This is a genomic window from Streptomyces sp. NPDC048506 (genome assembly GCF_040651315.1).
Classification (GTDB): domain Bacteria; phylum Actinomycetota; class Actinomycetes; order Streptomycetales; family Streptomycetaceae; genus Streptomyces.
In genome coordinates this window covers 138017-156936 of the sequence record NZ_JBEZIX010000002.1, presented here as the reverse complement: position 1 = coordinate 156936, position 18920 = coordinate 138017, and the positions used below count along the sequence as shown (strand labels likewise).

Here is an 18920-nt window from a genome sequence, read left to right as displayed (position 1 = left end):
GGCCGGCGGCCCGCCCGCGCCGTCCCGACTCAGGAGCGTCGCAGTGTGATCCAGGGGATGCTCGACCCCGGCAGCACATAGCGCTCGAACTCGACGAACCCGTGCTTCTCCGCGAACCGCAGCCCGTCCACGTTGGACGCCAGGACGATCGTCTCGATCACCTTGGCACCCAGCTCCCACGCCGTGTCCAGACCCCGCCCATAGAGCTCCTCGCCGAACCCCCGCCGTCGGTGGGCGGGGAGCACTCGGGCGATCACCGTCGCGGTGGCGGTGTCGTCGGTGGGCGGACGCACGGTCGTGCAGCCCACCAGGACCTCACCGAGGTACGCCACCTCCAAGTGGTTGCGCTGCACGCGCTCCCGCACGTCGTCGAGCGACAGCGGGTCGGTCGGGATGATGTGGTTGTGGACGTACTGCCAGTCGGTGAGCTTGGCGTCGTCATCCGGTCGTTCGATGCGCAGGGTCGACATCGCAGCAGGAAACCCCTACGCCTCAGGGGCCGTCAACCGTAATGGCCCGTCACATCCGGGAGCGGGGACGGGGGAGAGGGACCTTACGCACCCTCAGAAGATGCCTGGCCGCGCCGAGTGGGGCTCTACTCCGTTGCCCCAGTGGAGAACTGATGCCTGAGCAGGCAACGGAGCACGTCACCGACGCTGTGTGCACCGTCCGGTGCGGTCCGCGTCGGCCGGCAGACTACCCGTATGGCAGCACCGATGAGCACGATGCATATTTTCATATTAGCCTCCGAGTCACTGTACGAAGTTGATCTGTTACAGATCGCACCCGTCATCCTGGAGGAGAAATGCACAAGCTTCGCAAGGCCGCCGTCGTGGTCGCCGTCCTCGGCACCGTCAGCTTCCTCGGCGCCGGCACCGCCTCCGCCGCCGGCCGTGGGGGCGGGGGCTGGTGCCGGTCGCACGACCTGAACGTCGACGTCCTCGGCCAGGTCGGCGTCCTCAACGGCCTGCTGGGCAACGCGCTCAACGGCGAGGGGGCTCCCGGCGCCAACATCGGCGGGGTCGGTTCGAGCATGGGCTGCAACGGCGGTTGGTAACTGGCAGAGGTCCCGGTGCCGCGCCACGGGCTCGGCACCGGGACCCCTTTCGGGCTTCATCAGCTTTCTCAGCGCCGGCCGGCCCGCCGGGCCCGGCGCCCGGGCATCGATCACAAAGGAACGCAGCACATGTTCAGTCGAAGGAAGATCACAACCGTCTCGGCGCTGCTGGGCGGCCTCGCCGCGGCCTTCCTCGCCGCCCCCCAGGCATACGCCGCACCGGCCTCGCACGGCTGCCGCCACGACGACCGCAGCAGCACCATCTGCATCCGCGAGAGCGAGACCGTCTACGCCAGCAAGGACGGCAGACACACCCTCAGACAGAGACAGCACTGCTCGTCGTACTCGCGGAACATCGTGGTGTTCCCCAGGGTCCGCCTGCTGAGCAATCAGCGCCACGACCACACGCACATCGGATCGGTCATCAGCTGCTCCAACAAGGCACCGCACCGTCAGTTCAAGGAGCAGGAACGCGACCAGGACGACCAGGGCGCGCTGGTCGCCACCCTCCGCCCCGTGCAGGACGCGCTCCGACCGCTGGCGACGCAGCTGCTGGGCTGAGCGCGTCACCCCGGTGCCCAGAAGTCCGGAGTGAAGGGGACCGTGCCACCCGATGCGCGCCCTACGCCTGTAGTGCCGCAACGACCGGCACGGTCCGGCATCCCACCGGGCCCACCGGACGCCGCACCCCGTCCGGCCGGTCCTCGATGACCGGTGCACTCACCCGACTCGGCCGCCTCGGTGAGCTGGTCACGACTCCTCGGCCGGGCGGGGCGGCGAGCCGGCCGGCGTCGAGGCGTCTTCGTATCGGACCTCGTAGACGCGCTCGGCGAACTTCCAACCGTCGCCGGTGCGCTGGTAACGGTCATGGTAGATGGCGTAGTTCAGCCCTCCGCGGCCGTCGCGGGTGCGCCCCAGCTCCGACATGTACGCACGGCCGGACGCGGTGTCGCCATCAAGCCGGATCATGCCCGGGTGCGTGTTCTGCACGAGGAAGTCCACCACATCCGGCACCCGCCTGCCCCAGGCGCGGATCGCCTCTCGGCCTTCGAGCTCGACGGGGATGTTGGGCATCCGCAGCGCACCGTCCGGTGTGAACAGCAAAGCGATACGGTCGTAGTCGCGCATCATCACCGCGTCGGTGAACTCACCGCGCAGCGCCTCGATCTCGACGCGATCCGCGATGGCCTGAAAGTCACTCATCGGTCTCCTCCTTGTCACCGTGAACCCGGTGCACGAACGGCATCGGTCCGCCATGAGCGGAGCCTCCACGCCGGTGGTGCAGCCGGTCCCGCCGAGCGTGGCCCGGGTGCCGGCACGGCGCGATCGCCGAGCGCCACCGGGTCTCCTCCTCGCTGGACGGTGTGTTCGTCTCAGCAGTACGACGACCCGGCCACCTCGGAATGTGACACGGCCCCGCTCAGAGCGCGGCGCGACGCGGCTCGCTCAGCGGTGCAGGGCCTCACATCGCGTGTCATCGCGTGGCATGTTGATCTCAGCCGGCGGTACCCGTCCGGTCCTTCGGCCGCGCGTCACCTTGAGATGCGGGCTTCGATGCCGTCGAGCAGGAAGTCGAGACCGATCCGGAAGGTGTGGTCGGCGTCCAGGTGGGCGGCATCGCGCACCACCGTGGCCAGCGCGGGGAATCGACCGGTGGCGAAGGTCCGCTCCAGATAGGGCCCGAGTGAGGCCTGCCAACGCTTCTCGTCCATCCCGGTGGCCCGCTCGGCACGCCGCTCGGCGATCTCCCGACGCACCGCGCCGATCACATACGCGTCGACCGCGGTGACCACCGGCATGATGGCGTCCACATCAACGCCGTCCAGCGCGGCCACCACGGCCTCCCCCCTGGCCAGCGCGTGCGGCCCGAGCTGCGGTCGCCCACCGAGCAGATCGGCGAGCCATTCGTGCTCGTGAACGGCCTGCCGGGTGGTTTCGGCAAGAGACCGCAGCACCTCCCGCCAGCCGTCTCCGACCGGCCGGATCTCGGCGTAGACCGCGTCGACGATCAGGTCGAGCAGCTCCTCCTTGCTGGCGATATAGCTGTACAGCCGCATCGGCCCGACGCCCAGCGCGGTGGCGACCTTGCGCAGCGACACCGCCTCCAGGCCGTCCGCGTCGGCCAACTGGACCGCCGCTCGCACGATCCGCCCTCGGTTCAGCGGGGCCGGCACGGGTCGATTCGGTGGCTCCGGCCTCTCCCACACCAACATGCCGCTAACAATACATCGCATCGGGCGATACAGTGTATCGGCCAGTACGGCGTATCGAAGGGGAGACAATCATGACCATCGCCATCGTCGGAGCCGGCCTCGGCGGCCTGGCTCTCGCCCGTGTGCTGCACGTGAACGGCATCGACACCGTCGTGTATGAACGCGAATCGTCACGCGGTGCGCGTGGTCAGGGCGGCATGCTCGACATCCACTCCGGCCAGCGGGCGCTGCGCGAGGCCGGTCTGATCGACGAGTTCTACGCAATTGCCCGTGGTGAAGGCCAGGACATGCGTCTTCTCGAGCCGGATGGCACCCTGCTGCTCCAGGAGGACACGCCCGACGACGCCCCGCTCGAGCGACCCGAGGTCGACCGCGCCGATCTGCGCAACCTGCTGCTGGACTCCCTCCCCGAAGACGCGGTGCGCTGGGGGCACGCGTTCACATCCGCCGACAACGGCCTGCTGCACTTCGCCGACGGCAGCAGTGCGACGTATGACCTGCTGGTCGGCGCGGACGGTGCCCAGTCCCGGGTCCGCGCGCTGCTCACCGACGCCCGCCCGGTACATACCGGCCAGAACGTCGTCGAGATCGGCATTCCCGACATCGACCGCACGCACCCCGACCTCGCGGCGATGGTCGGGCGCGGCACCTACTGGGTGCTCGGCAACGGAATATCCCTGGCGGCGCAGCGCAACGGCGACGGCCGCGTTCGCATCGGCCTCAGCTTCTACAACACCGCCGAGGACTGGTTCGCCACCACCGGGATCCCGTTCGACGACTCGGCCGCCGCCCGGGCGCGGCTGATCGACCTGCTCCCCGGCTGGGACTCACGGTTCACCGCGCTGATCGCGGCCTGCGACGACACGGTCGTGCCGCGGTCGATCACCACTCTCCCGGTCGGCCTGACCTGGCCGTCGACGCCAGGCGTCACACTGCTCGGCGATGCCGCGCACCTGATGCCGCCGGTGGGAGAGGGCGCCAACATGGCGCTGCTCGACGGCGCCCTGCTCGGTCTCGCGCTGGCCGCGCACCCGGACGACTTTCCCGCCGCCGTCAAAGAATACGAACGCGAGATGTTCGAACGCACCAGCGCTGCCGCCCGGATGTCCACGGACATGCAGGAATTGCTGACGTCGCCGGACGCCGCCCAGAAAATGCTCGCATTCTTCCAACCTGGCTGAACGTAGCCGCATACGCCCAGGAAACCGGCCGCCCAGCCGGCGCGATCATGGCCTCCAAGGCGGTCTCCACCCATCAGGCCGCGGCCCTACTGAAGGGCCGCGGACCGGTCACGTCTGCGCCATGTCCACGAACCGCGAATAGTGGCCCTGGAACGCCACCGTGATCGTCGCCGTGGGGCCGTTACGGTGCTTGGCCACGATCAGGTCGGCCTCACCGGCGCGCGGCGACTCCTTCTCGTAGGCGTCCTCGCGGTGCAGCAGGATGACCATGTCGGCGTCCTGCTCGATCGAACCGGATTCACGCAGGTCGGAGACCATCGGCTTCTTGTCCGTGCGCTGCTCGGGGCCACGGTTCAGCTGCGACAGCGCGATGACCGGGAGCTCCAGCTCCTTCGCCAGCAGCTTGAGGTTACGGGACATGTCCGACACCTCCTGCTGACGGCTCTCGGCGCGCTTGGAGCCGCCGGACTGCATCAGCTGGAGGTAGTCGATGACCACGAGCTTCAGGTCATTGCGCTGCTTGAGCCGGCGGCACTTCGCGCGGATCTCCATCATCGACAGGTTGGGCGAGTCGTCGATGTAGAGCGGTGCGGCGGAGACGTCCGGCATCCGCCGGGCCAGCCGCGTCCAGTCCTCGTCCGTCATGCTGCCGGAGCGCATGTGGTGCAGCGCCACCCGCGCCTCGGCGGACAGCAGACGCATCGCGATCTCGTTGCGCCCCATTTCGAGGGAGAAGATCACGCTGGGCAGATTGCTCTTGATCGAGCAGGCGCGCGCGAAGTCCAGTGCGAGGGTCGACTTACCCATGGCGGGACGGGCCGCGATGACGATCATCTGGCCCGGGTGCAGGCCGTTCGTCAGGGAATCCAGGTCGGTGAAGCCGGTCGGCACGCCCGTCATCTGGCCCTGGCGCGAGCCGATGGCCTCGATCTCGTCGAGGGCGCCCTCCATGATGTCGCCGAGCGGGAGGTAGTCCTCGCTGGTGCGCTGTTCGGTGACGGCGTAGATCTCGGCCTGGGCCTTGTTGACGATCTCGTCGACGTCGCCGTCCGCGGCGTATCCCATCTGCGTGATACGGGTGCCGGCCTCGACCAGCCGGCGGAGCACGGCGCGCTCATGGACGATCTCGGCGTAGTACTCGGCGTTCGCGGCCGTCGGTACGGACTGGACGAGGGTGTGCAGATACGAGGCGCCGCCCACCCGGCCGATCTCGCCGCGCTTGGTCAGCTCTGCGGCAACGGTGATCGGGTCGGCCGGCTCGCCCTTGGCGTACAGATCGAGGATCGCCTGGAAGACCAGCTCATGGGCAGGGCGGTAGAAGTCCTCGCCCTTGAGGACCTCGACGACGTCCGCGATGGCGTCCTTCGACAGCAGCATGCCGCCGAGGACGGACTGCTCGGCGTCCAGGTCCTGCGGGGGAACCCGCTCGAAGCCGCCGGCCCAGGAGCCGCCGTCATCGTCGTCCCGCTCCGATCGGTCTCCGCGGCCGCGGCCCTTTCCGTCACCTCGTCGGGAGCGGGCGGCGGGCAGCAGGTCGCTGGGACCGGAGTCCGCCCAGGGGTCCTCCATGGGCTCGGGAATGCTCACCCCGGCACCTCCTCCCGTCCGCGGCGCGGACCTTGCTGTGCTGTTCTTTCTTACGGCACAGCTCTGACAATCGAGACGCCCGACTCCGGTTACGGCGCGTCGAGTTCGGACGGTGTCCGAGGCCGGAACAGGCGGCGGGCGCCGGACCACGGTAGGCCCGTGGGCACCGTCCGCCAATCTGGTTATCCACAGGCCGTGTGGATGACTGCCCCGCAGCTGTGGAGAAGTCCCCGGATCCTGTGCACGGCACGGGGGAAACTTCTGTGGACAAGCACACAATCACCCCACCCCTAAGGCCCTGACCTGCGGTTTTCTCATCCATACCCTGTGGGGGAGAAAAACTTTTGCGCGCCACCCAAGATCGCGACAAACAGCGCGGAGGAGGCGACTCCACACAGCGGAAAGTAAGGACTGCAAACGGATTGCATCTCTTACCTGTGGAAGATTAGATTGAGCGCCATGACACAGGCTCCCGCGACCCTGCGGCGTACCGCCCGCCGCCACGACCGCGAGATCATCGCCCTCGCCCTGCCGGCCTTCGGCTCCCTGGTCGCGGAACCGCTCTTCGTCATGGTCGACAGCGCCGTCATCGGCCACCTCGGCACCTCCCAGCTCGCCGGCCTCGGCGTCGCCGCCGGCCTGCTGACCACCGCCGTCTCCGTCTTCGTCTTCCTCGCCTACGCCACCACCGCAGCGGTCGCCCGCAGGGTCGGGGCCGGCGACGTCCCGGCCGCCATCCGCCAGGGTATGGACGGCATCTGGCTCGCCCTGCTGCTCGGCGCCGCGGTCATCGCCGCCGTGCTGCCCACCGCCCCATGGCTGGTCGAAGCCTTCGGCGCCTCCCCCACCGCCGCCCCGTACGCCACGACCTACCTGCGCATCAGCGCGCTCGGTATCCCCGCGATGCTCGTCGTGCTGGCCGCCACCGGCGTCCTCCGCGGCCTCCAGGACACCCGGACCCCGCTCTACGTCGCCATCGGCGGCTTCTCCGTGAACGCCGCGCTCAACGCGAGCCTGGTCTACGGCGCCGGCCTGGGCATCGCGGGCTCCGCCTGGGGGACGGTCATCGCCCAGTGCGGGATGGCCGCCGCCTACCTCGCGGTGGTGATCCGCGGCGCACGGCGGCACGGCGCCTCGCTGCGCCCCGATGCGGCGGGGATCCGCGCCTGTGCCCAGGCCGGCGTCCCGCTGCTGGTCCGTACGCTCTCGCTGCGCGCTGTTCTGATGATCGCCACCGCCATCGCCGCCCGGCTCGGCGACGCCGAGGTCGCCGCCCACCAGATCGTGCTGACGCTGTGGTCCCTGCTGGCCTTCGCACTGGATGCGATAGCCATCGCCGGGCAGGCCATCATAGGCCGCTACCTCGGCGCGGGGGACACCGGCGGCGCCAGGGCCGCCTGCCGTCGCATGGTCCAGTGGGGCATCGCCTCGGGCCTGGTCCTCGGTGTGCTGGTCGCGCTCGCCCGGCCGCTGTTCATTCCGCTCTTCACCTCCGACCCCGCCGTAAAGGCCCCGTTGCTGACCACGCTCCTGGTCGTGGCCCTGACCCAGCCGGTCTCCGGCATCGTGTTCATCCTCGACGGGGTCCTCATGGGCGCCGGCGACGGCCCGTATCTCGCCTGGGCGATGGTCGTGACGCTGGCCCTGTTCGTACCGGCCGCGCTGGCCGTCCCGGCCTTCGGCGGCGGGCTGGTCGCCCTGTGGTGGGCCATGGCCCTGATGATGACCGTGCGGATGCTGACCCTGTGGCTGCGGAGCAGCTCGGACCGGTGGATTGTGACCGGAGCCTCCCGCTGAACTCTCTCCCACAACACAGGTAGCACGTCGATAATGACCGTGTGCGCCCGCTTGCCATGAAGTCCGTGCTGCCCCTGACGTTCGTCGTCCTGATGGCCGCTGCCGTGGTCGGCTACGCCGCGGAGGACTCCGATACGTATCTCGGCAGCAGCGGCCGCAGCAGCTTCGGCAAGTCCGGCGAGCCGGGCCAGGCCCCGCAGGACCAGGACCCCTCCGCGACGGCTCCGGCCGACGACGGCAATGCCTACACCCCGCGCCGGACCGAGCAGAACGCCCGGGTCGGTGCGGTCTTCGAGAAGGACGACCACGGCGACCACTTCTGCACCGCGAGCGTGGTGCAGAGCCCGGGCCGCAACATGCTGATCACGGCGGCCCACTGCGCCTACGACGCCGAGGCCGGTTCCACGGTGAACGACCTCGTCTTCGCGCCCGACTACCGCGACGGCGACGAGCCCACCGGCCTGTGGAAGGTCAAGAAGGTGATCGTCGACGACCGCTGGGCCAAGTCACAGGACGAGGACCTGGACGTCGCCTTCCTCATCCTCGACAAGAAGGACGGCAAGGACATCCAGGACGTGCTGGGTGGCAACACCCTCGGGATAGATCGTGGCTTCGACAACGAGGTCAAGATCACCGGCTACCCCACCAGCCGCGACACCCCGATCTCCTGCCAGAACCGCACCACGAAGTACAGCGACACCCAGATGCGCGTCCAGTGCACCGACTTCGAGGGCGGCACCAGCGGCAGCCCGTGGCTGGCCGACTACGACCCCAAGAGCCACACGGGCACGGTCATCGGCGTCCTGGGTGGCCATGAAGGCGGCGGTGACGAGGACGACGTCTCCTACGCCGCGTACTTCGACGACGACGTCGCCAACCTCTACAAGCACGCCCAGGACGAGGACTGACCCCGGGCCGTCACGGCACCCGGACACGGCGAAGGGCCGCACCCCGTTGACGGGAGTGCGGCCCTTCGGCGTTGTCCTGCGATCAGGCGGCGACGACCTCGACGCCCAGCTTCGCAACGACCTCGGCGTGCAGACGCACGGAGACCTGGTGCGCGCCCAGGGTCTTGATCGGCGAGGCAACCTCGATGCGGCGCTTGTCCACGTCCGGGCCACCGGCGGCCTTGATCGCCGAGGCGATGTCGGCCTGCGTGACGGAGCCGAACAGACGACCCGCGTCGCCGGCACGGACGGCCAGCTTCACGTTGACGCCCTCGATCTGAGACTTGACCTCGTTGGCCTGCTCGATCGTGGCGATCTCGCGGATCTTGCGACCGCGACGGATCTGCGCGACGTCCTTCTCGCCACCCTTGGTCCAGCGGATCGCGAAACCGCGCGGGACCAGGTAGTTACGGGCGTAACCGTCCTTGACGTCAACGACGTCGCCGGCGGTGCCGAGGCCGGAGACCTCGTGGGTGAGGATGATCTTCATGTGTCGGTCACCCTTCCCTTATCGCGCGGTGGACGTGTAGGGCAGCAGCGCCATCTCACGGCTGTTCTTCACGGCCGTGGCGACGTCACGCTGGTGCTGAGTGCAGTTGCCGGTGACTCGGCGGGCACGGATCTTGCCGCGGTCGGAGATGAACTTCCGCAGCAGGTTCGTGTCCTTGTAGTCAACGTAGGAGATCTTCTCCTTGCAGAACACGCAAACCTTCTTCTTAGGCTTGCGAGCAGGCGGCTTCGCCATTGTCTCTCTCCAATGAGTTCAAGAAGTTTGTGCTGACGCCCTCAAGGCCGCCGGCCGTTTCACGGCGATGTTTCACGTGAAACATCGCCGGACCGAGCCGGCTGTCCGGCCCTAGAAGGGCGGCTCGTCCGAGTAGCCACCGCCGGAGCCGCCGCCCCAGCCACCGCCGCCACCCTGGCCACCGCCGGCCGGGCCGCCGGTCGCCCACGGGTCGTCGGCAGGAGCGCCGCCGCCCTGCTGGCCGCCGCCGGGGCCGCCGCCCCAACCGCCGCCACCCTGGCCACCGCCCTGCTGACCGCCGCCGAAGCCGCCGCCCTGGCCACCGCGACCGCTGGTCTTGGTGATCTTGGCCGTGGCGTTCTTCAGGCTCGGGCCCACTTCCTCGACGTCGAGCTCGTAGACCGTGCGCTTCACGCCCTCGCGGTCCTCGTACGACCGCTGCTTGAGGCGGCCCTGGACGACCACGCGGGTACCCCGCGTAAGGGACTCGGCGACGTTCTCGGCCGCCTGACGCCACACCGAGCAGGTCAGGAACAGGCTCTCGCCGTCCTTCCACTCATTGGTCTGACGGTCGAAGGTGCGGGGAGTGGACGCGACGCGGAACTTCGCGACCGCCGCACCGGACGGGGTGAAGCGCAGCTCGGGGTCGTCGACAAGATTGCCGACAACCGTGATGACGGTCTCGCCTGCCATTAGGGGAACCTCTCGGCGGGTGTGCTGCTGGCTGCTGGTGTTGCTGCTACTCGGACCCGGTTACCGCTGGACGCTTACGCGCTCAGTGGGTCTCGGGACGGAGGACCTTGGTCCGGAGGACCGACTCGTTCAGGTTCATCTGGCGGTCGAGCTCCTTGACGACCGCAGGCTCGGCCTGCAGGTCGATGACCGAGTAGATGCCCTCGGGCTTCTTCTTGATCTCGTACGAGAGACGACGACGGCCCCAGGTGTCGACCTTCTCGACCTTTCCGTTGCCCTCACGGACGACGGAGAGGAAGTTCTCGATCAGCGGGGAGACAGCGCGCTCCTCCAGATCGGGGTCGAGGATGACCATCACCTCGTAGTGACGCATGTGGAACCCACCTCCTTTGGACTCAGCGGCCACGGTCGTTCCGTGGCAGGAGGGTCATATGCGTTCCGCGCCCGGCCCGCCGGTCTCGGACAGACAGGGGGCGCAGACCGTACACAGTACCTGGCTGAGGCCTTCCGGTTGAAATCCGCCCGTGGTACCCCCCAATCTGGAACACAACGGGTGTGAGCGGCGTTACAGTGCGCCGCCCTGTCATCGGAGGTGCCGTATGGCACAGGCAGCTAGGACCCAGCGCTCACTGCTCTCGCTTCTCAACAGCGACGGCCAGGACCATCCCGTCGAGAACACCTTTGCCGTGGTGACTTTGGTGCTCGGCGTGATCGCCGTCGTCTCCACGCTCTCTCCCAGTCTGCACGTGCTCAGTTCCTGGGCCGGCCTGATCGGCATCGGGACCGGCCTGTGGGGCCAGTTCATCTCGTCGACGACAGGCGAACGCTTCCTGTTGATCATCGGCCTCGGGGCCTCGGCCCTCGGCTTCTACCTCGGTGTGGCATTCGGCGGCCTCATCGGCTGAGCCACCCCGGCTCACGCACTGTGGCATACGGGGCCCAGTCCGTATGGCCCAGACGGGGCGCTCCCCGGTCACAGTAGGCTTCGGCGCGAGAGCCGGAGCCCCGACCATGGGGACACACCTGCCGAGGAGCGCCCCGCATGAGCCTGACCCTGAGGACCATCAGTCGAGAGCAGCATCTGGCATACATCCAGACCCTGCCCGCGGCGAGCCACATGCAGGTCCCGGCCTGGGCGGACGTCAAGGCCGAATGGCGTTCGGAGAGCCTGGGCTGGTTCGATGCGAGCGGTGAGCTCGTCGGCGCCGGCCTGGTCCTCTACCGCCAGGTGCCCAAGGTCAAGCGCTATCTCGCGTACCTTCCCGAGGGCCCGGTCATCAACTGGTACGCGCCAAATCTGGAGGACTGGCTGCAGCCGATGCTCGCGCATCTGAAGCAGCAGGGTGCCTTCACCGTGAAGATGGGCCCGCCGGTCATCATCCGCCGCTGGGACTCCCCGGCGATCAAGGCCGGCATCCAGAACCCGGACGTCAAGCGCCTGCGGGACATCGAGGCGACCCACATCGAGCCGCGCGCCTTCGAGGTTGCGGACAAGCTGCGCCGCATGGGCTGGCAGCAGGGCGAGGACGGCGGCGCCGGCTTCGCCGACGTGCAGCCCCGCTACGTCTTCCAGGTGCCGCTGGCCGACCGCGCGCTGGAGGAGATCCACAAGGGCTTCAACCAGCTGTGGCGCCGCAACATCAAGAAGGCCGAGAAGGCCGGTGTCGAGGTCGTCCAGGGCGGCTACGACGACCTGGCCGAATGGCAGCGCCTCTACGAGATCACCGCGGAGCGCGACCGCTTCCGCCCGCGGCCCCTCAGCTACTTCCAGCGCATGTGGACGGCCCTCAACACCGAGGACCCCAACCGCATGCGGCTCTACTTCGCCCGCCACAACGGCGTGAACCTTTCTGCGGCCACGATGCTGATCGTCGGTGGGCACGTCTGGTACTCCTACGGCGCCTCGGACAACATCGGCCGCGAGGTCCGGCCGTCCAACGCGATGCAGTGGCGGATGCTCCAGGACGCCTACGCGCTCGGCGCCAGCGTCTACGACCTCCGCGGCATCAGCGACTCCCTCGACGAGAACGACCACCTCTTCGGCCTGATCCAGTTCAAGGTCGGCACGGGTGGGCAGGCAGCCGAGTACCTCGGTGAGTGGGACTTCCCGCTCAACAAGCTCCTGCACAAGGCGTTCGACCTCTACATGGCACGTCGCTGACCGCTCCACCGCACCGTTCGTCACCCTGAGAAACCCAGCCACGAGAAAGGTTCCGGGCCCGGCCATGGCGCTCACCCTCTACGTCGACACCGTGCGCTGGCGGGCGCATCAGCAGAGCGTTCTCCAGCAGTTCCCCGGGCTGGTCCCGGTCTGCAAAGGAAACGGTTACGGCTTCGGCCATGAGCGCCTCTCCGAAGAGGCAACCCGTCTCGGCGCCGACCTCCTCGCGGTCGGGACGACCTACGAGGCGGCCCGCATCAAGGACTTCTTCAGCGGTGACCTGCTCGTCCTGACCCCGTTCCGGCACGGCGAGGAGCCGGTGCCGCTGCCCGACCGGGCCATCCGCTCGGTCTCCTCGGTCGAGGGCGTGGGTGGCCTGGTCGGCGCCCGGGTCGTCATCGAGGTCATGAGCAGCATGAAGCGCCATGGCGTCAAGCCGGAGGACCTGCCGAAGCTGGCCGCGGCCATCGAGGACGTACGGCTGGAGGGCTTCGCGATCCACCTGCCGCTGGACCGCACCGACGGGTCCGACTCGGTCGAGGAAGTCATCGGCTGGATGGACCTGCTGCGCAACGCCCGCCTGCCGCTGCACACCATGTTCGTCAGCCACCTCAAGGCCGACGAACTCGCCCGTCTCCAGCAGCAGTTCCCGCAGACCCGGTTCCGGGCGCGGATCGGCACGCGGCTGTGGCTGGGCGACCACGACGCCACCGAGTACCGCGGTTCGGTGCTCGACGTGACCCAGGTGGCCAAGGGCGAGCGCTTCGGGTACCGCCAGCAGAAGGCGGCCTCCGACGGGTACCTGGTCGTGGTCGCCGGCGGCACCTCGCACGGTGTCGGCCTGGAGTCGCCCAAGGCTCTGCACGGTGTGATGCCGCGCGCCAAGGGCGTGGCCCGAGCCGGCCTGGCGACCGTCAACCGCAACCTCGCGCCGTACGTCTGGGCCGGGAAGCAGCGCTGGTTCGCGGAGCCGCCGCATATGCAGGTCTCGATCCTGTTCGTCCCGGCGGACGCGCCGCAGCCACAGGTCGGTGAGGAACTGGTGGCGCATCTGCGGCACACCACCACCCAGTTCGACCGCCTCGTGGACCGCTGAGCCGGCCGGGACACCACTCGGACACACGCCAAGGGCCCGGTACCGCAGACCTCTGCTGCGGCACCGGGCCCCGCGTATGTACGCCGCTGCCGGTCAGTCCCGTACGGCGCCCCAGCGCACCCGTGGCGCCCCCTCGAACTGCACCGCGTGCCGAGGAGGGTGGTACGCCCGCCCGAGCACGAAGACATCGGGCCTGCGGTCCAGGACACCACCCGACGGGTCGTCGTCACCGTCCTTGCGCACCACATCGCGCTCCGGCATCAGGATGTCGCGTACGACCACGGCGCACAGGTAGAGCGTGCCCAGGAGGTGCAGGGCGATGGCGAGCTGGTAGCCCTCCGTCGGCAGGCCCTGGTGCTTGTCGCCGTTGCCGGTGTAGGCGAGGTACATCCAGATCCCCAGGAAGTACATGACCTCGCAGGCCTGCCAGATCAGGAAGTCCCGCCAACGGGGCCGGGCCAGCGCGGCGAGCGGCGTCAGCCACAGCACGTACTGCGGTGAGTAGACCTTGTTGGTGAGGATGAACAGCGCCACGACGAGGAAGGCGAGCTGCGCGAAGCGGGGCCGTCGCGGGGCGTAGAGGGTCAGCAGGCCGATGGCGCCACAGCCCAGGATCATCAGCAGGGTGGCGTAGGTGTTGGCGTTCTCCAGGGGGTTCCCGGTGCGCTGCGAGATCAGCAACCAGATCGAGCCGAAGTCGATGGGCCGCTCCTGGCTGAAGGTGTAGAACTTCGCCCACCCCTCACGGATGTGGAACCCGGTGGCGTCGTGCGTGATCATCACCGGCAGGTTCACCACCAGCCAGGACACCACCGCACCCGCCACGGCCTTCCCGTACGCCCGCCAGGTGCCCGCGCGCCAGCACAGCACCAGCAGGGGGCCCAGCAACAGCACCGGGTACAGCTTCGCCGCGGTCGCCAGCCCGATCAGCGCGCCGGCCGCGAGCGGGCGGCTGCGGGACCACATCAGCATTCCCGCGGCGGTGAGGGCGATCGCCAGCAGGTCCCAGTTGATGGTGGCGGTGAGGGCGAAGGCGGGCGCCAGGGCGACCAGGAGACCGTCCCAGGGACGGCGCCGATGGGTGCGGGTCACACACACCGCGATGACGGCGGCGCAGATCATCAGCATGCCGGCATTGACCAGCCAGTAGATCTGCTCACGGTCCTGGATCGCTCCGCTGTGCGGGGTCATCCAGGAGGCGACCTCCATGAAGACACCGGTGAGTACGGGGTACTCCAGGTACTCCATATCGCCGGGCAGCCGGTCGAAGTACGGGATCAGCCCGTCGGCGAAGCCCCGCCCCGCGTAGAGATGCGGGATGTCGGAGTAACAGGCGTGGGTGTACTGGCTCGTGGCGCCGAAGAACCAGCCGCCGTTGTAGCAGGGCAGCTTCTGCACCATGCCGAGCGCGAACATCCCCAGGGCGACCAGCGCCACGACCCGCACCGGCGTCAGCCAGTTCGTGCCGAGCAGTGCGCGCCGGCCGATCGGCCCGCCGATCAGCTCGCTGCCGGCCGCTGCCACCTCGTCCCGCTTCGTCGGCCGTACCGGCTCGTCCTGTCGCACGCTCGTCATGGCCCCATCCTGCCGTACGGCCAGGGACAGAACATGGCGAAGCCCCTGTCCGGGCAAGCCGGGCAGGGGCTTCGTATCTCCATGTTTCACGTGAAACAGGCGGCATGTTTCACGTGAAACAGTGTGCGGTCGTCAGCCGCCGTTCGGGCCACCGATGAAGCCGCCGCCGTTGCCTCCCCCGTTGTTGCCCCCGCCGGTGGTCGGGTCAGGAGACGTCGTCGTACCGCCGTCAGTGGTGCCACCACCCGGTCCGCCATTGGTGTTCCCACCGGTGTCCTGGCACTTGACGTCCCACGGAGAACAGGTACTGGACGGAGTCGCCGTCGGAGTGTCCGACGGGGAGGCGGACTCGCTGGGCGTCTCCGACGGTGTCGCCGACGGGGTGTCCGACGGGGTGGGAGTCGGCGTCGGCGACGGCATACCGGCCTCGTCCACCCGCTCCCCGATGGGCAGGGCGTCCGGGAAGTCCACCGGGGTGACGCCGTTCAACGCCTGGAGCATGTACTCGGTCCAGACCTCGGTGGGCAGCGCACCACCGTGGATCGAGTCGAAGCCACCGACTCCGTTCATGGACAGCTGACGCGGGTTCTGCGCGTCCTCGCGGAACATCGTGATGGCCGTCGAGAGCTGCTTGGTGTAGCCGACGAACCAGGCCGACTTGTTCTCGTCGGTGGTGCCGGTCTTGCCCGCCGCCGGCATGCCCAGCCGCCTGGCTTCCTTGGCCGTGCCGTTCTGGATGACGTTCTTCAGCACCTTGGTCACGTTGTTGGCGATGTTGGATCCCATCGCCGTCTCCTGCTTGGGTCGCTCGAAGCCCGGCAGATCCACGCCATCGGACATCACCTTGGTGACCGAGTACGGCTCGACCTTCGTCCCCGAGGCGGCGAACGTCGCATAGGCGTCCGCCATCCGGATCGCGCTCGGTGTGGAGGTACCCAGCGCGAAGGAGGGATTGAGGTTCTTGTCGAAGCTGGCCCTTGAGATGCCCGCGGCCTCCGCCATGTCGCGGACCTTGTCCATCCCGACGTCCATGCCGAGCTGCACGAACGGGGTGTTGACCGACTGCTCCATGGCCTTGGTCAGGGAGATGTACCCCCAGTGGCGGTTGCTCTCATTCTCCTGATAGAAGGGCGAGTTGTCCTTCTTCATGACATAGGTGCCATCCGCGTTCTTCACCTTGAGGTGGGGGTTGCCGTTGTACCGGCTGTCCGGCGAGATGGGCTGGTAGTTGCTGGCGCTCGTTCCGTGGTCCATCGCCGCCGCGAGCACGAACGGCTTCCAGGTCGAGCCGACCGGCACACCGAAGGTGTCCGCGTTATTGCTGAAGTGACCCTTGTCGTAGCCCTCACCGCCGTACAAGGCGACGATCTTGCCGTCCCCTGGAACGACGGAGGCGCCACCGAACTGGACGTACTTGTCCTTTTCGCGCCTCTTCGGATCGATGTACCGCTTGTCGACCTTCTGCACCGCGGCCTCAAGCTCGCGGGTCTTCTTCTCGTCGAAGGTCGTGCGGATCGTGTAGCCGCCCTTGTCGAACCGGGCCTCGGTGATGTCCACATGCCGGAGCACGTACTTCTTGGCAGTGTCCATCAGATAGCCGATCTGACCGCTCTTGCTGGCCACCGGCTTCGGACGGATGGGCTTGGGGAACTTGCTGTACTTGGCCCGTTCCGCCTTCGGCATCAGGTGGTTGTCGACCTCCCGGTCGAGGATCCAGCTCCACCGCGCCTCGGCGCGCTGGGTGTTCGCCGCAGGGCTCGCGCCCGGGCCGGTGCCACCCGCCGGGTCGTACAGGTCGGCACCCTTGAGCACGGTCGCCAGGAAGGCGCCCTCGTCCGGGGTCAGCTTCTTGGCGTCCTTGCCGTAGTACGCCTGGGCGGCCGCCTGGATGCCGTAAGCACCACGGCCGTAGTAGCTGGTGTTCAGGTAGCCCTGGAGGATCTGCGGCTTGCTCATCTGCCAGCCGACCTTGATCGCGATGAAGAGCTCCTTGAACTTGCGATCGAAGGTCTGCTGCTGGCTCAGCATCGCGTTCTTGACGTACTGCTGGGTGATGGTCGATCCACCCTGCGTCTCGCCGCCCTTGGCCATGTTGAACAGGGCACGCGCGATACCCATCGGGTCCACACCCGAGTCGTTCCAGAAAGACGCGTTCTCCGCGGCGATCGCCGCGTTCTGCATCGACTTCGGCACTTCGTTTATTTCAATGTTCTGACGGTTTGTCTCACCGTCGCGCGCCATGACCTTGCCGTTGGACCAGAGATACACGTTGTTCTGCATCTTGGCGGCGTCGCTCTCATTGGGCACGCTCACCACGGCCAACGCCACGCCCGCACCGCCCACGATCAGTGCCGCGAATCCGATGCAGATGCTGGCCACCTGCTTCCAGGACGGCACGAAGCGCCGCCATCCGACGCGGTGGGAGCGCGGATAGTCGATCAGGCGCCGCTTGGCGGGCTTCCCACCGCCGCGTCCGCGCCCGCGGCCCCCCTCGGGGCCACCACCGCCGCCACCACCGCCACGGCGACCTCCACCACGACCACCGGAGCCGGAGCCCAGTTCCATGGTGTCCGGTCCCCGCTGGCGACCGCCGCGCTGGGCAGCTCTACGGGCTTCGGCGCGACCGCCCGGCCGCGCCCCTTGACCCGACGGATCACCATGGGGGACGGGGCTGCCGGCGGAGCCACGTGAAGGGGCAGCTCGGCGCCCCGATGGCTGCTGTGCGGCGCGTCGGGCCGCGGCACGTCCGCCACCCTGCGGCTGTGGCGGTTTGCGACGGTGCTCGCTCATGGAACGGATACTCCTCGGGCAGGCGCGCTATCTCGTCGCCTGAAGGCGGCAGTTGTCTTCAGGTCCCCCCGATGCACGGGCCGCTCATACTGCGCGGGCCGCACTACACCGAGGACGGGGACGCCTGATATCGACCCACGGTTCCCGGCAGTCTGCATGCCGCACAGACTACGCACGGCCAAAACCTGCCCAGTGTTGAAATTCACTCCAAATCAGTCAGGTTGCATCGCACGAATCGGTGATGTGACGCCGTTCACTACCCCCCCTCTTGTCCACCCCTGGTGGCCGTTCTATCGTCTGGATGTATCGAGTCGATACATCAGCACGACATAAAGAACGCACCGGACCGAGGAGGCGGAGGATGAGCAGACGCTCCGGCATCCTCGAATTCGCCGTCCTCGGACTCCTCCGCGAATCCCCGATGCACGGGTATGAGCTGCGGAAACGGCTCAACACCTCGCTCGGGGTGTTTCGCGCGTTCAGCTATGGCACCCTCTACCCCTGCCTCAAGGCGCTGGTCGCGAACGGCTGGCTCATCGAGGAAACGGACGGTGCTTCGGAGCCCGTTCCCGCCGCCACCCTGACCGGGCGCCGAGCCAAGATCGTCTACCGATTGACCGCAGCGGGCAAAGAGCACTTCGAGGAGCTGCTCGCCCACTCCGGACCGGATGCCTGGGAGGACGAGCACTTCGGCGTCCGATTCGCATTCTTCGGCCAGACGTCGCGGGACGTACGGATGCGCGTGCTGGAAGGCCGCCGCAGCCGGCTGGAGGAGCGCCTCGAAAAGATGCGCACCTCCTTGGCCAGGTCCCGCGAGCGGCTGGACGACTACACCCTCGAACTTCAGCGTCACGGTATGGAGTCCGTGGAGCGCGAGGTCCGTTGGTTGAACGAGCTCATCGAGAGTGAGCGCGCCGGGCGCGATCAGCGCGCACCGGGTCCCGCAGCGCAGGACAAGAAGAACCAGTCAGGAGATACGGGCGGCCTGCCCCGGCACCGGGGTGGTACCCGACCGGATCCGTCCGATGACACCACCACATGAGGCCCTGCTGCGCAGGTCCCCATCGAGATCACAGGG

20 protein-coding genes are annotated in these 18920 nt (G+C 68.2%); 9 read left to right on the top strand and 11 right to left on the bottom strand.

Going from position 1 to position 18920, the window contains the following annotated elements:
* Window positions 1-29: 29 nt before the first annotated feature.
* The gene (locus AB0C96_RS02115) at window positions 30-470 is read right to left on the bottom strand and encodes a GNAT family N-acetyltransferase (protein WP_362912706.1); all 441 of its coding nucleotides are present in this window, start codon (window positions 468-470) and stop codon (window positions 30-32) included.
* Window positions 471-805: 335 nt separating this feature from the next.
* On the opposite strand from AB0C96_RS02115, the gene AB0C96_RS02110 reads away from it, so the two are divergent.
* Both AB0C96_RS02110 and AB0C96_RS02105 read left to right on the top strand, forming a co-directional pair.
* Complete coding sequence (locus AB0C96_RS02110) at window positions 806-1057, top strand: hypothetical protein (RefSeq protein WP_362912705.1); 252 nt, start codon at window positions 806-808, stop codon at window positions 1055-1057.
* Between the two features lie 129 nt (window positions 1058-1186).
* A complete protein-coding gene (locus AB0C96_RS02105) occupies window positions 1187-1618 on the top strand; it encodes a hypothetical protein (RefSeq protein WP_362912703.1) in 432 nt (143 codons plus the stop codon).
* A gap of 189 nt (window positions 1619-1807) precedes the next feature.
* Here the strand turns inward: AB0C96_RS02105 and AB0C96_RS02100 are convergent, their stop codons facing one another.
* Both AB0C96_RS02100 and AB0C96_RS02095 read right to left on the bottom strand, forming a co-directional pair.
* Window positions 1808-2260 (bottom strand): nuclear transport factor 2 family protein, encoded by a 453-nt coding sequence (locus AB0C96_RS02100; protein WP_362912701.1) that lies wholly within the window; start codon window positions 2258-2260, stop codon window positions 1808-1810.
* A gap of 329 nt (window positions 2261-2589) precedes the next feature.
* Window positions 2590-3270: a TetR/AcrR family transcriptional regulator gene (locus AB0C96_RS02095; protein ID WP_362912699.1), complete on the bottom strand. Its 681-nt coding sequence runs from the start codon at window positions 3268-3270 to the stop codon at window positions 2590-2592.
* 71 nt (window positions 3271-3341) lie between these two features.
* Here AB0C96_RS02095 and AB0C96_RS02090 point away from each other — a divergent pair, with 71 nt between their 5' ends.
* A complete protein-coding gene (locus AB0C96_RS02090) occupies window positions 3342-4451 on the top strand; it encodes an FAD-dependent monooxygenase (RefSeq protein WP_362912697.1) in 1110 nt (369 codons plus the stop codon).
* Window positions 4452-4559: 108 nt separating this feature from the next.
* Here AB0C96_RS02090 and dnaB read toward each other — a convergent pair whose 3' ends face one another.
* Window positions 4560-6038, bottom strand: coding sequence for a replicative DNA helicase (gene dnaB, locus AB0C96_RS02085; protein WP_362912695.1), 1479 nt, complete (start codon window positions 6036-6038; stop codon window positions 4560-4562).
* 459 nt (window positions 6039-6497) lie between these two features.
* Between dnaB and AB0C96_RS02080 the strand changes: the two genes are divergently transcribed.
* Together AB0C96_RS02080 and AB0C96_RS02075 are read left to right on the top strand one after the other, a co-directional pair.
* On the top strand, window positions 6498-7835 hold the full coding sequence (locus AB0C96_RS02080) for an MATE family efflux transporter (protein ID WP_362912693.1): 1338 nt from the start codon (window positions 6498-6500) through the stop codon (window positions 7833-7835).
* Between the two features lie 41 nt (window positions 7836-7876).
* Window positions 7877-8743, top strand: a complete 867-nt coding sequence (locus tag AB0C96_RS02075; RefSeq protein WP_362912691.1) for a trypsin-like serine protease — start codon at window positions 7877-7879, stop codon at window positions 8741-8743.
* An 82-nt stretch (window positions 8744-8825) separates the two neighbouring features.
* Here the strand turns inward: AB0C96_RS02075 and rplI are convergent, their stop codons facing one another.
* From rplI to rpsF, 4 genes are all read right to left on the bottom strand, one after another.
* On the bottom strand, window positions 8826-9272 hold the full coding sequence (rplI, locus tag AB0C96_RS02070) for a 50S ribosomal protein L9 (protein WP_362912689.1): 447 nt from the start codon (window positions 9270-9272) through the stop codon (window positions 8826-8828).
* An 18-nt stretch (window positions 9273-9290) separates the two neighbouring features.
* Window positions 9291-9527 carry a 30S ribosomal protein S18 gene (rpsR, locus tag AB0C96_RS02065; RefSeq protein WP_003978893.1) on the bottom strand — a complete coding sequence of 79 codons (237 nt, stop codon included), beginning with the start codon at window positions 9525-9527 and terminating at the stop codon, window positions 9291-9293.
* A 111-nt stretch (window positions 9528-9638) separates the two neighbouring features.
* On the bottom strand, window positions 9639-10220 hold the full coding sequence (locus AB0C96_RS02060; protein ID WP_362912687.1) for a single-stranded DNA-binding protein: 582 nt from the start codon (window positions 10218-10220) through the stop codon (window positions 9639-9641).
* Window positions 10221-10302: 82 nt separating this feature from the next.
* On the bottom strand, window positions 10303-10593 hold the full coding sequence (rpsF, locus tag AB0C96_RS02055) for a 30S ribosomal protein S6 (protein WP_006604399.1): 291 nt from the start codon (window positions 10591-10593) through the stop codon (window positions 10303-10305).
* 226 nt (window positions 10594-10819) lie between these two features.
* On the opposite strand from rpsF, the gene AB0C96_RS02050 reads away from it, so the two are divergent.
* The 3 genes from AB0C96_RS02050 to AB0C96_RS02040 all read left to right on the top strand — a co-directional run bounded on the left by AB0C96_RS02050 (window position 10820) and on the right by AB0C96_RS02040 (window position 13477).
* Complete coding sequence (locus AB0C96_RS02050) at window positions 10820-11125, top strand: hypothetical protein (protein ID WP_362912685.1); 306 nt, start codon at window positions 10820-10822, stop codon at window positions 11123-11125.
* 137 nt (window positions 11126-11262) lie between these two features.
* Window positions 11263-12381, top strand: a complete 1119-nt coding sequence (locus AB0C96_RS02045; protein ID WP_362912683.1) for a peptidoglycan bridge formation glycyltransferase FemA/FemB family protein — start codon at window positions 11263-11265, stop codon at window positions 12379-12381.
* A gap of 64 nt (window positions 12382-12445) precedes the next feature.
* Complete coding sequence (locus tag AB0C96_RS02040) at window positions 12446-13477, top strand: alanine racemase (RefSeq protein WP_362912681.1); 1032 nt, start codon at window positions 12446-12448, stop codon at window positions 13475-13477.
* A gap of 93 nt (window positions 13478-13570) precedes the next feature.
* Here the strand turns inward: AB0C96_RS02040 and AB0C96_RS02035 are convergent, their stop codons facing one another.
* From AB0C96_RS02035 to AB0C96_RS02025, 3 genes are all read right to left on the bottom strand, one after another.
* Window positions 13571-15052 (bottom strand): glycosyltransferase 87 family protein, encoded by a 1482-nt coding sequence (locus AB0C96_RS02035; protein ID WP_362912679.1) that lies wholly within the window; start codon window positions 15050-15052, stop codon window positions 13571-13573.
* 132 nt (window positions 15053-15184) lie between these two features.
* Window positions 15185-17449 carry a transglycosylase domain-containing protein gene (locus tag AB0C96_RS02030; RefSeq protein ID WP_362912678.1) on the bottom strand — a complete coding sequence of 755 codons (2265 nt, stop codon included), beginning with the start codon at window positions 17447-17449 and terminating at the stop codon, window positions 15185-15187.
* 41 nt (window positions 17450-17490) lie between these two features.
* Window positions 17491-17712, bottom strand: coding sequence for a hypothetical protein (locus AB0C96_RS02025; RefSeq protein WP_362912676.1), 222 nt, complete (start codon window positions 17710-17712; stop codon window positions 17491-17493).
* Between the two features lie 491 nt (window positions 17713-18203).
* Between AB0C96_RS02025 and AB0C96_RS02020 the strand changes: the two genes are divergently transcribed.
* Window positions 18204-18884, top strand: coding sequence for a PadR family transcriptional regulator (locus tag AB0C96_RS02020; RefSeq protein WP_362912674.1), 681 nt, complete (start codon window positions 18204-18206; stop codon window positions 18882-18884).
* Window positions 18885-18920 lie beyond the last annotated feature (36 nt).

Excerpts from the sequence above, each read along its gene's own strand:
- AB0C96_RS02115 (WP_362912706.1), bottom strand. The coding sequence starts at position 470 with ATGTCGACCCTGCGCATCGAACGACCGGATGACGACGCCAAGCTCACC.
- AB0C96_RS02110 (WP_362912705.1), top strand. The coding sequence starts at position 806 with ATGCACAAGCTTCGCAAGGCCGCCGTCGTGGTCGCCGTCCTCGGCACC.
- AB0C96_RS02105 (WP_362912703.1), top strand. The coding sequence starts at position 1,187 with ATGTTCAGTCGAAGGAAGATCACAACCGTCTCGGCGCTGCTGGGCGGC.
- AB0C96_RS02100 (WP_362912701.1), bottom strand. The coding sequence starts at position 2,260 with ATGAGTGACTTTCAGGCCATCGCGGATCGCGTCGAGATCGAGGCGCTG.
- AB0C96_RS02095 (WP_362912699.1), bottom strand. The coding sequence starts at position 3,270 with ATGTTGGTGTGGGAGAGGCCGGAGCCACCGAATCGACCCGTGCCGGCC.
- AB0C96_RS02090 (WP_362912697.1), top strand. The coding sequence starts at position 3,342 with ATGACCATCGCCATCGTCGGAGCCGGCCTCGGCGGCCTGGCTCTCGCC.
- AB0C96_RS02080 (WP_362912693.1), top strand. The coding sequence starts at position 6,498 with ATGACACAGGCTCCCGCGACCCTGCGGCGTACCGCCCGCCGCCACGAC.
- rplI (WP_362912689.1), bottom strand. The coding sequence starts at position 9,272 with ATGAAGATCATCCTCACCCACGAGGTCTCCGGCCTCGGCACCGCCGGC.
- rpsR (WP_003978893.1), bottom strand. The coding sequence starts at position 9,527 with ATGGCGAAGCCGCCTGCTCGCAAGCCTAAGAAGAAGGTTTGCGTGTTC.
- AB0C96_RS02060 (WP_362912687.1), bottom strand. The coding sequence starts at position 10,220 with ATGGCAGGCGAGACCGTCATCACGGTTGTCGGCAATCTTGTCGACGAC.
- rpsF (WP_006604399.1), bottom strand. The coding sequence starts at position 10,593 with ATGCGTCACTACGAGGTGATGGTCATCCTCGACCCCGATCTGGAGGAG.
- AB0C96_RS02050 (WP_362912685.1), top strand. The coding sequence starts at position 10,820 with ATGGCACAGGCAGCTAGGACCCAGCGCTCACTGCTCTCGCTTCTCAAC.
- AB0C96_RS02045 (WP_362912683.1), top strand. The coding sequence starts at position 11,263 with ATGAGCCTGACCCTGAGGACCATCAGTCGAGAGCAGCATCTGGCATAC.
- AB0C96_RS02040 (WP_362912681.1), top strand. The coding sequence starts at position 12,446 with ATGGCGCTCACCCTCTACGTCGACACCGTGCGCTGGCGGGCGCATCAG.
- AB0C96_RS02035 (WP_362912679.1), bottom strand. The coding sequence starts at position 15,052 with ATGACGAGCGTGCGACAGGACGAGCCGGTACGGCCGACGAAGCGGGAC.
- AB0C96_RS02025 (WP_362912676.1), bottom strand. The coding sequence starts at position 17,712 with ATGGTGATCCGTCGGGTCAAGGGGCGCGGCCGGGCGGTCGCGCCGAAG.
- AB0C96_RS02020 (WP_362912674.1), top strand. The coding sequence starts at position 18,204 with ATGAGCAGACGCTCCGGCATCCTCGAATTCGCCGTCCTCGGACTCCTC.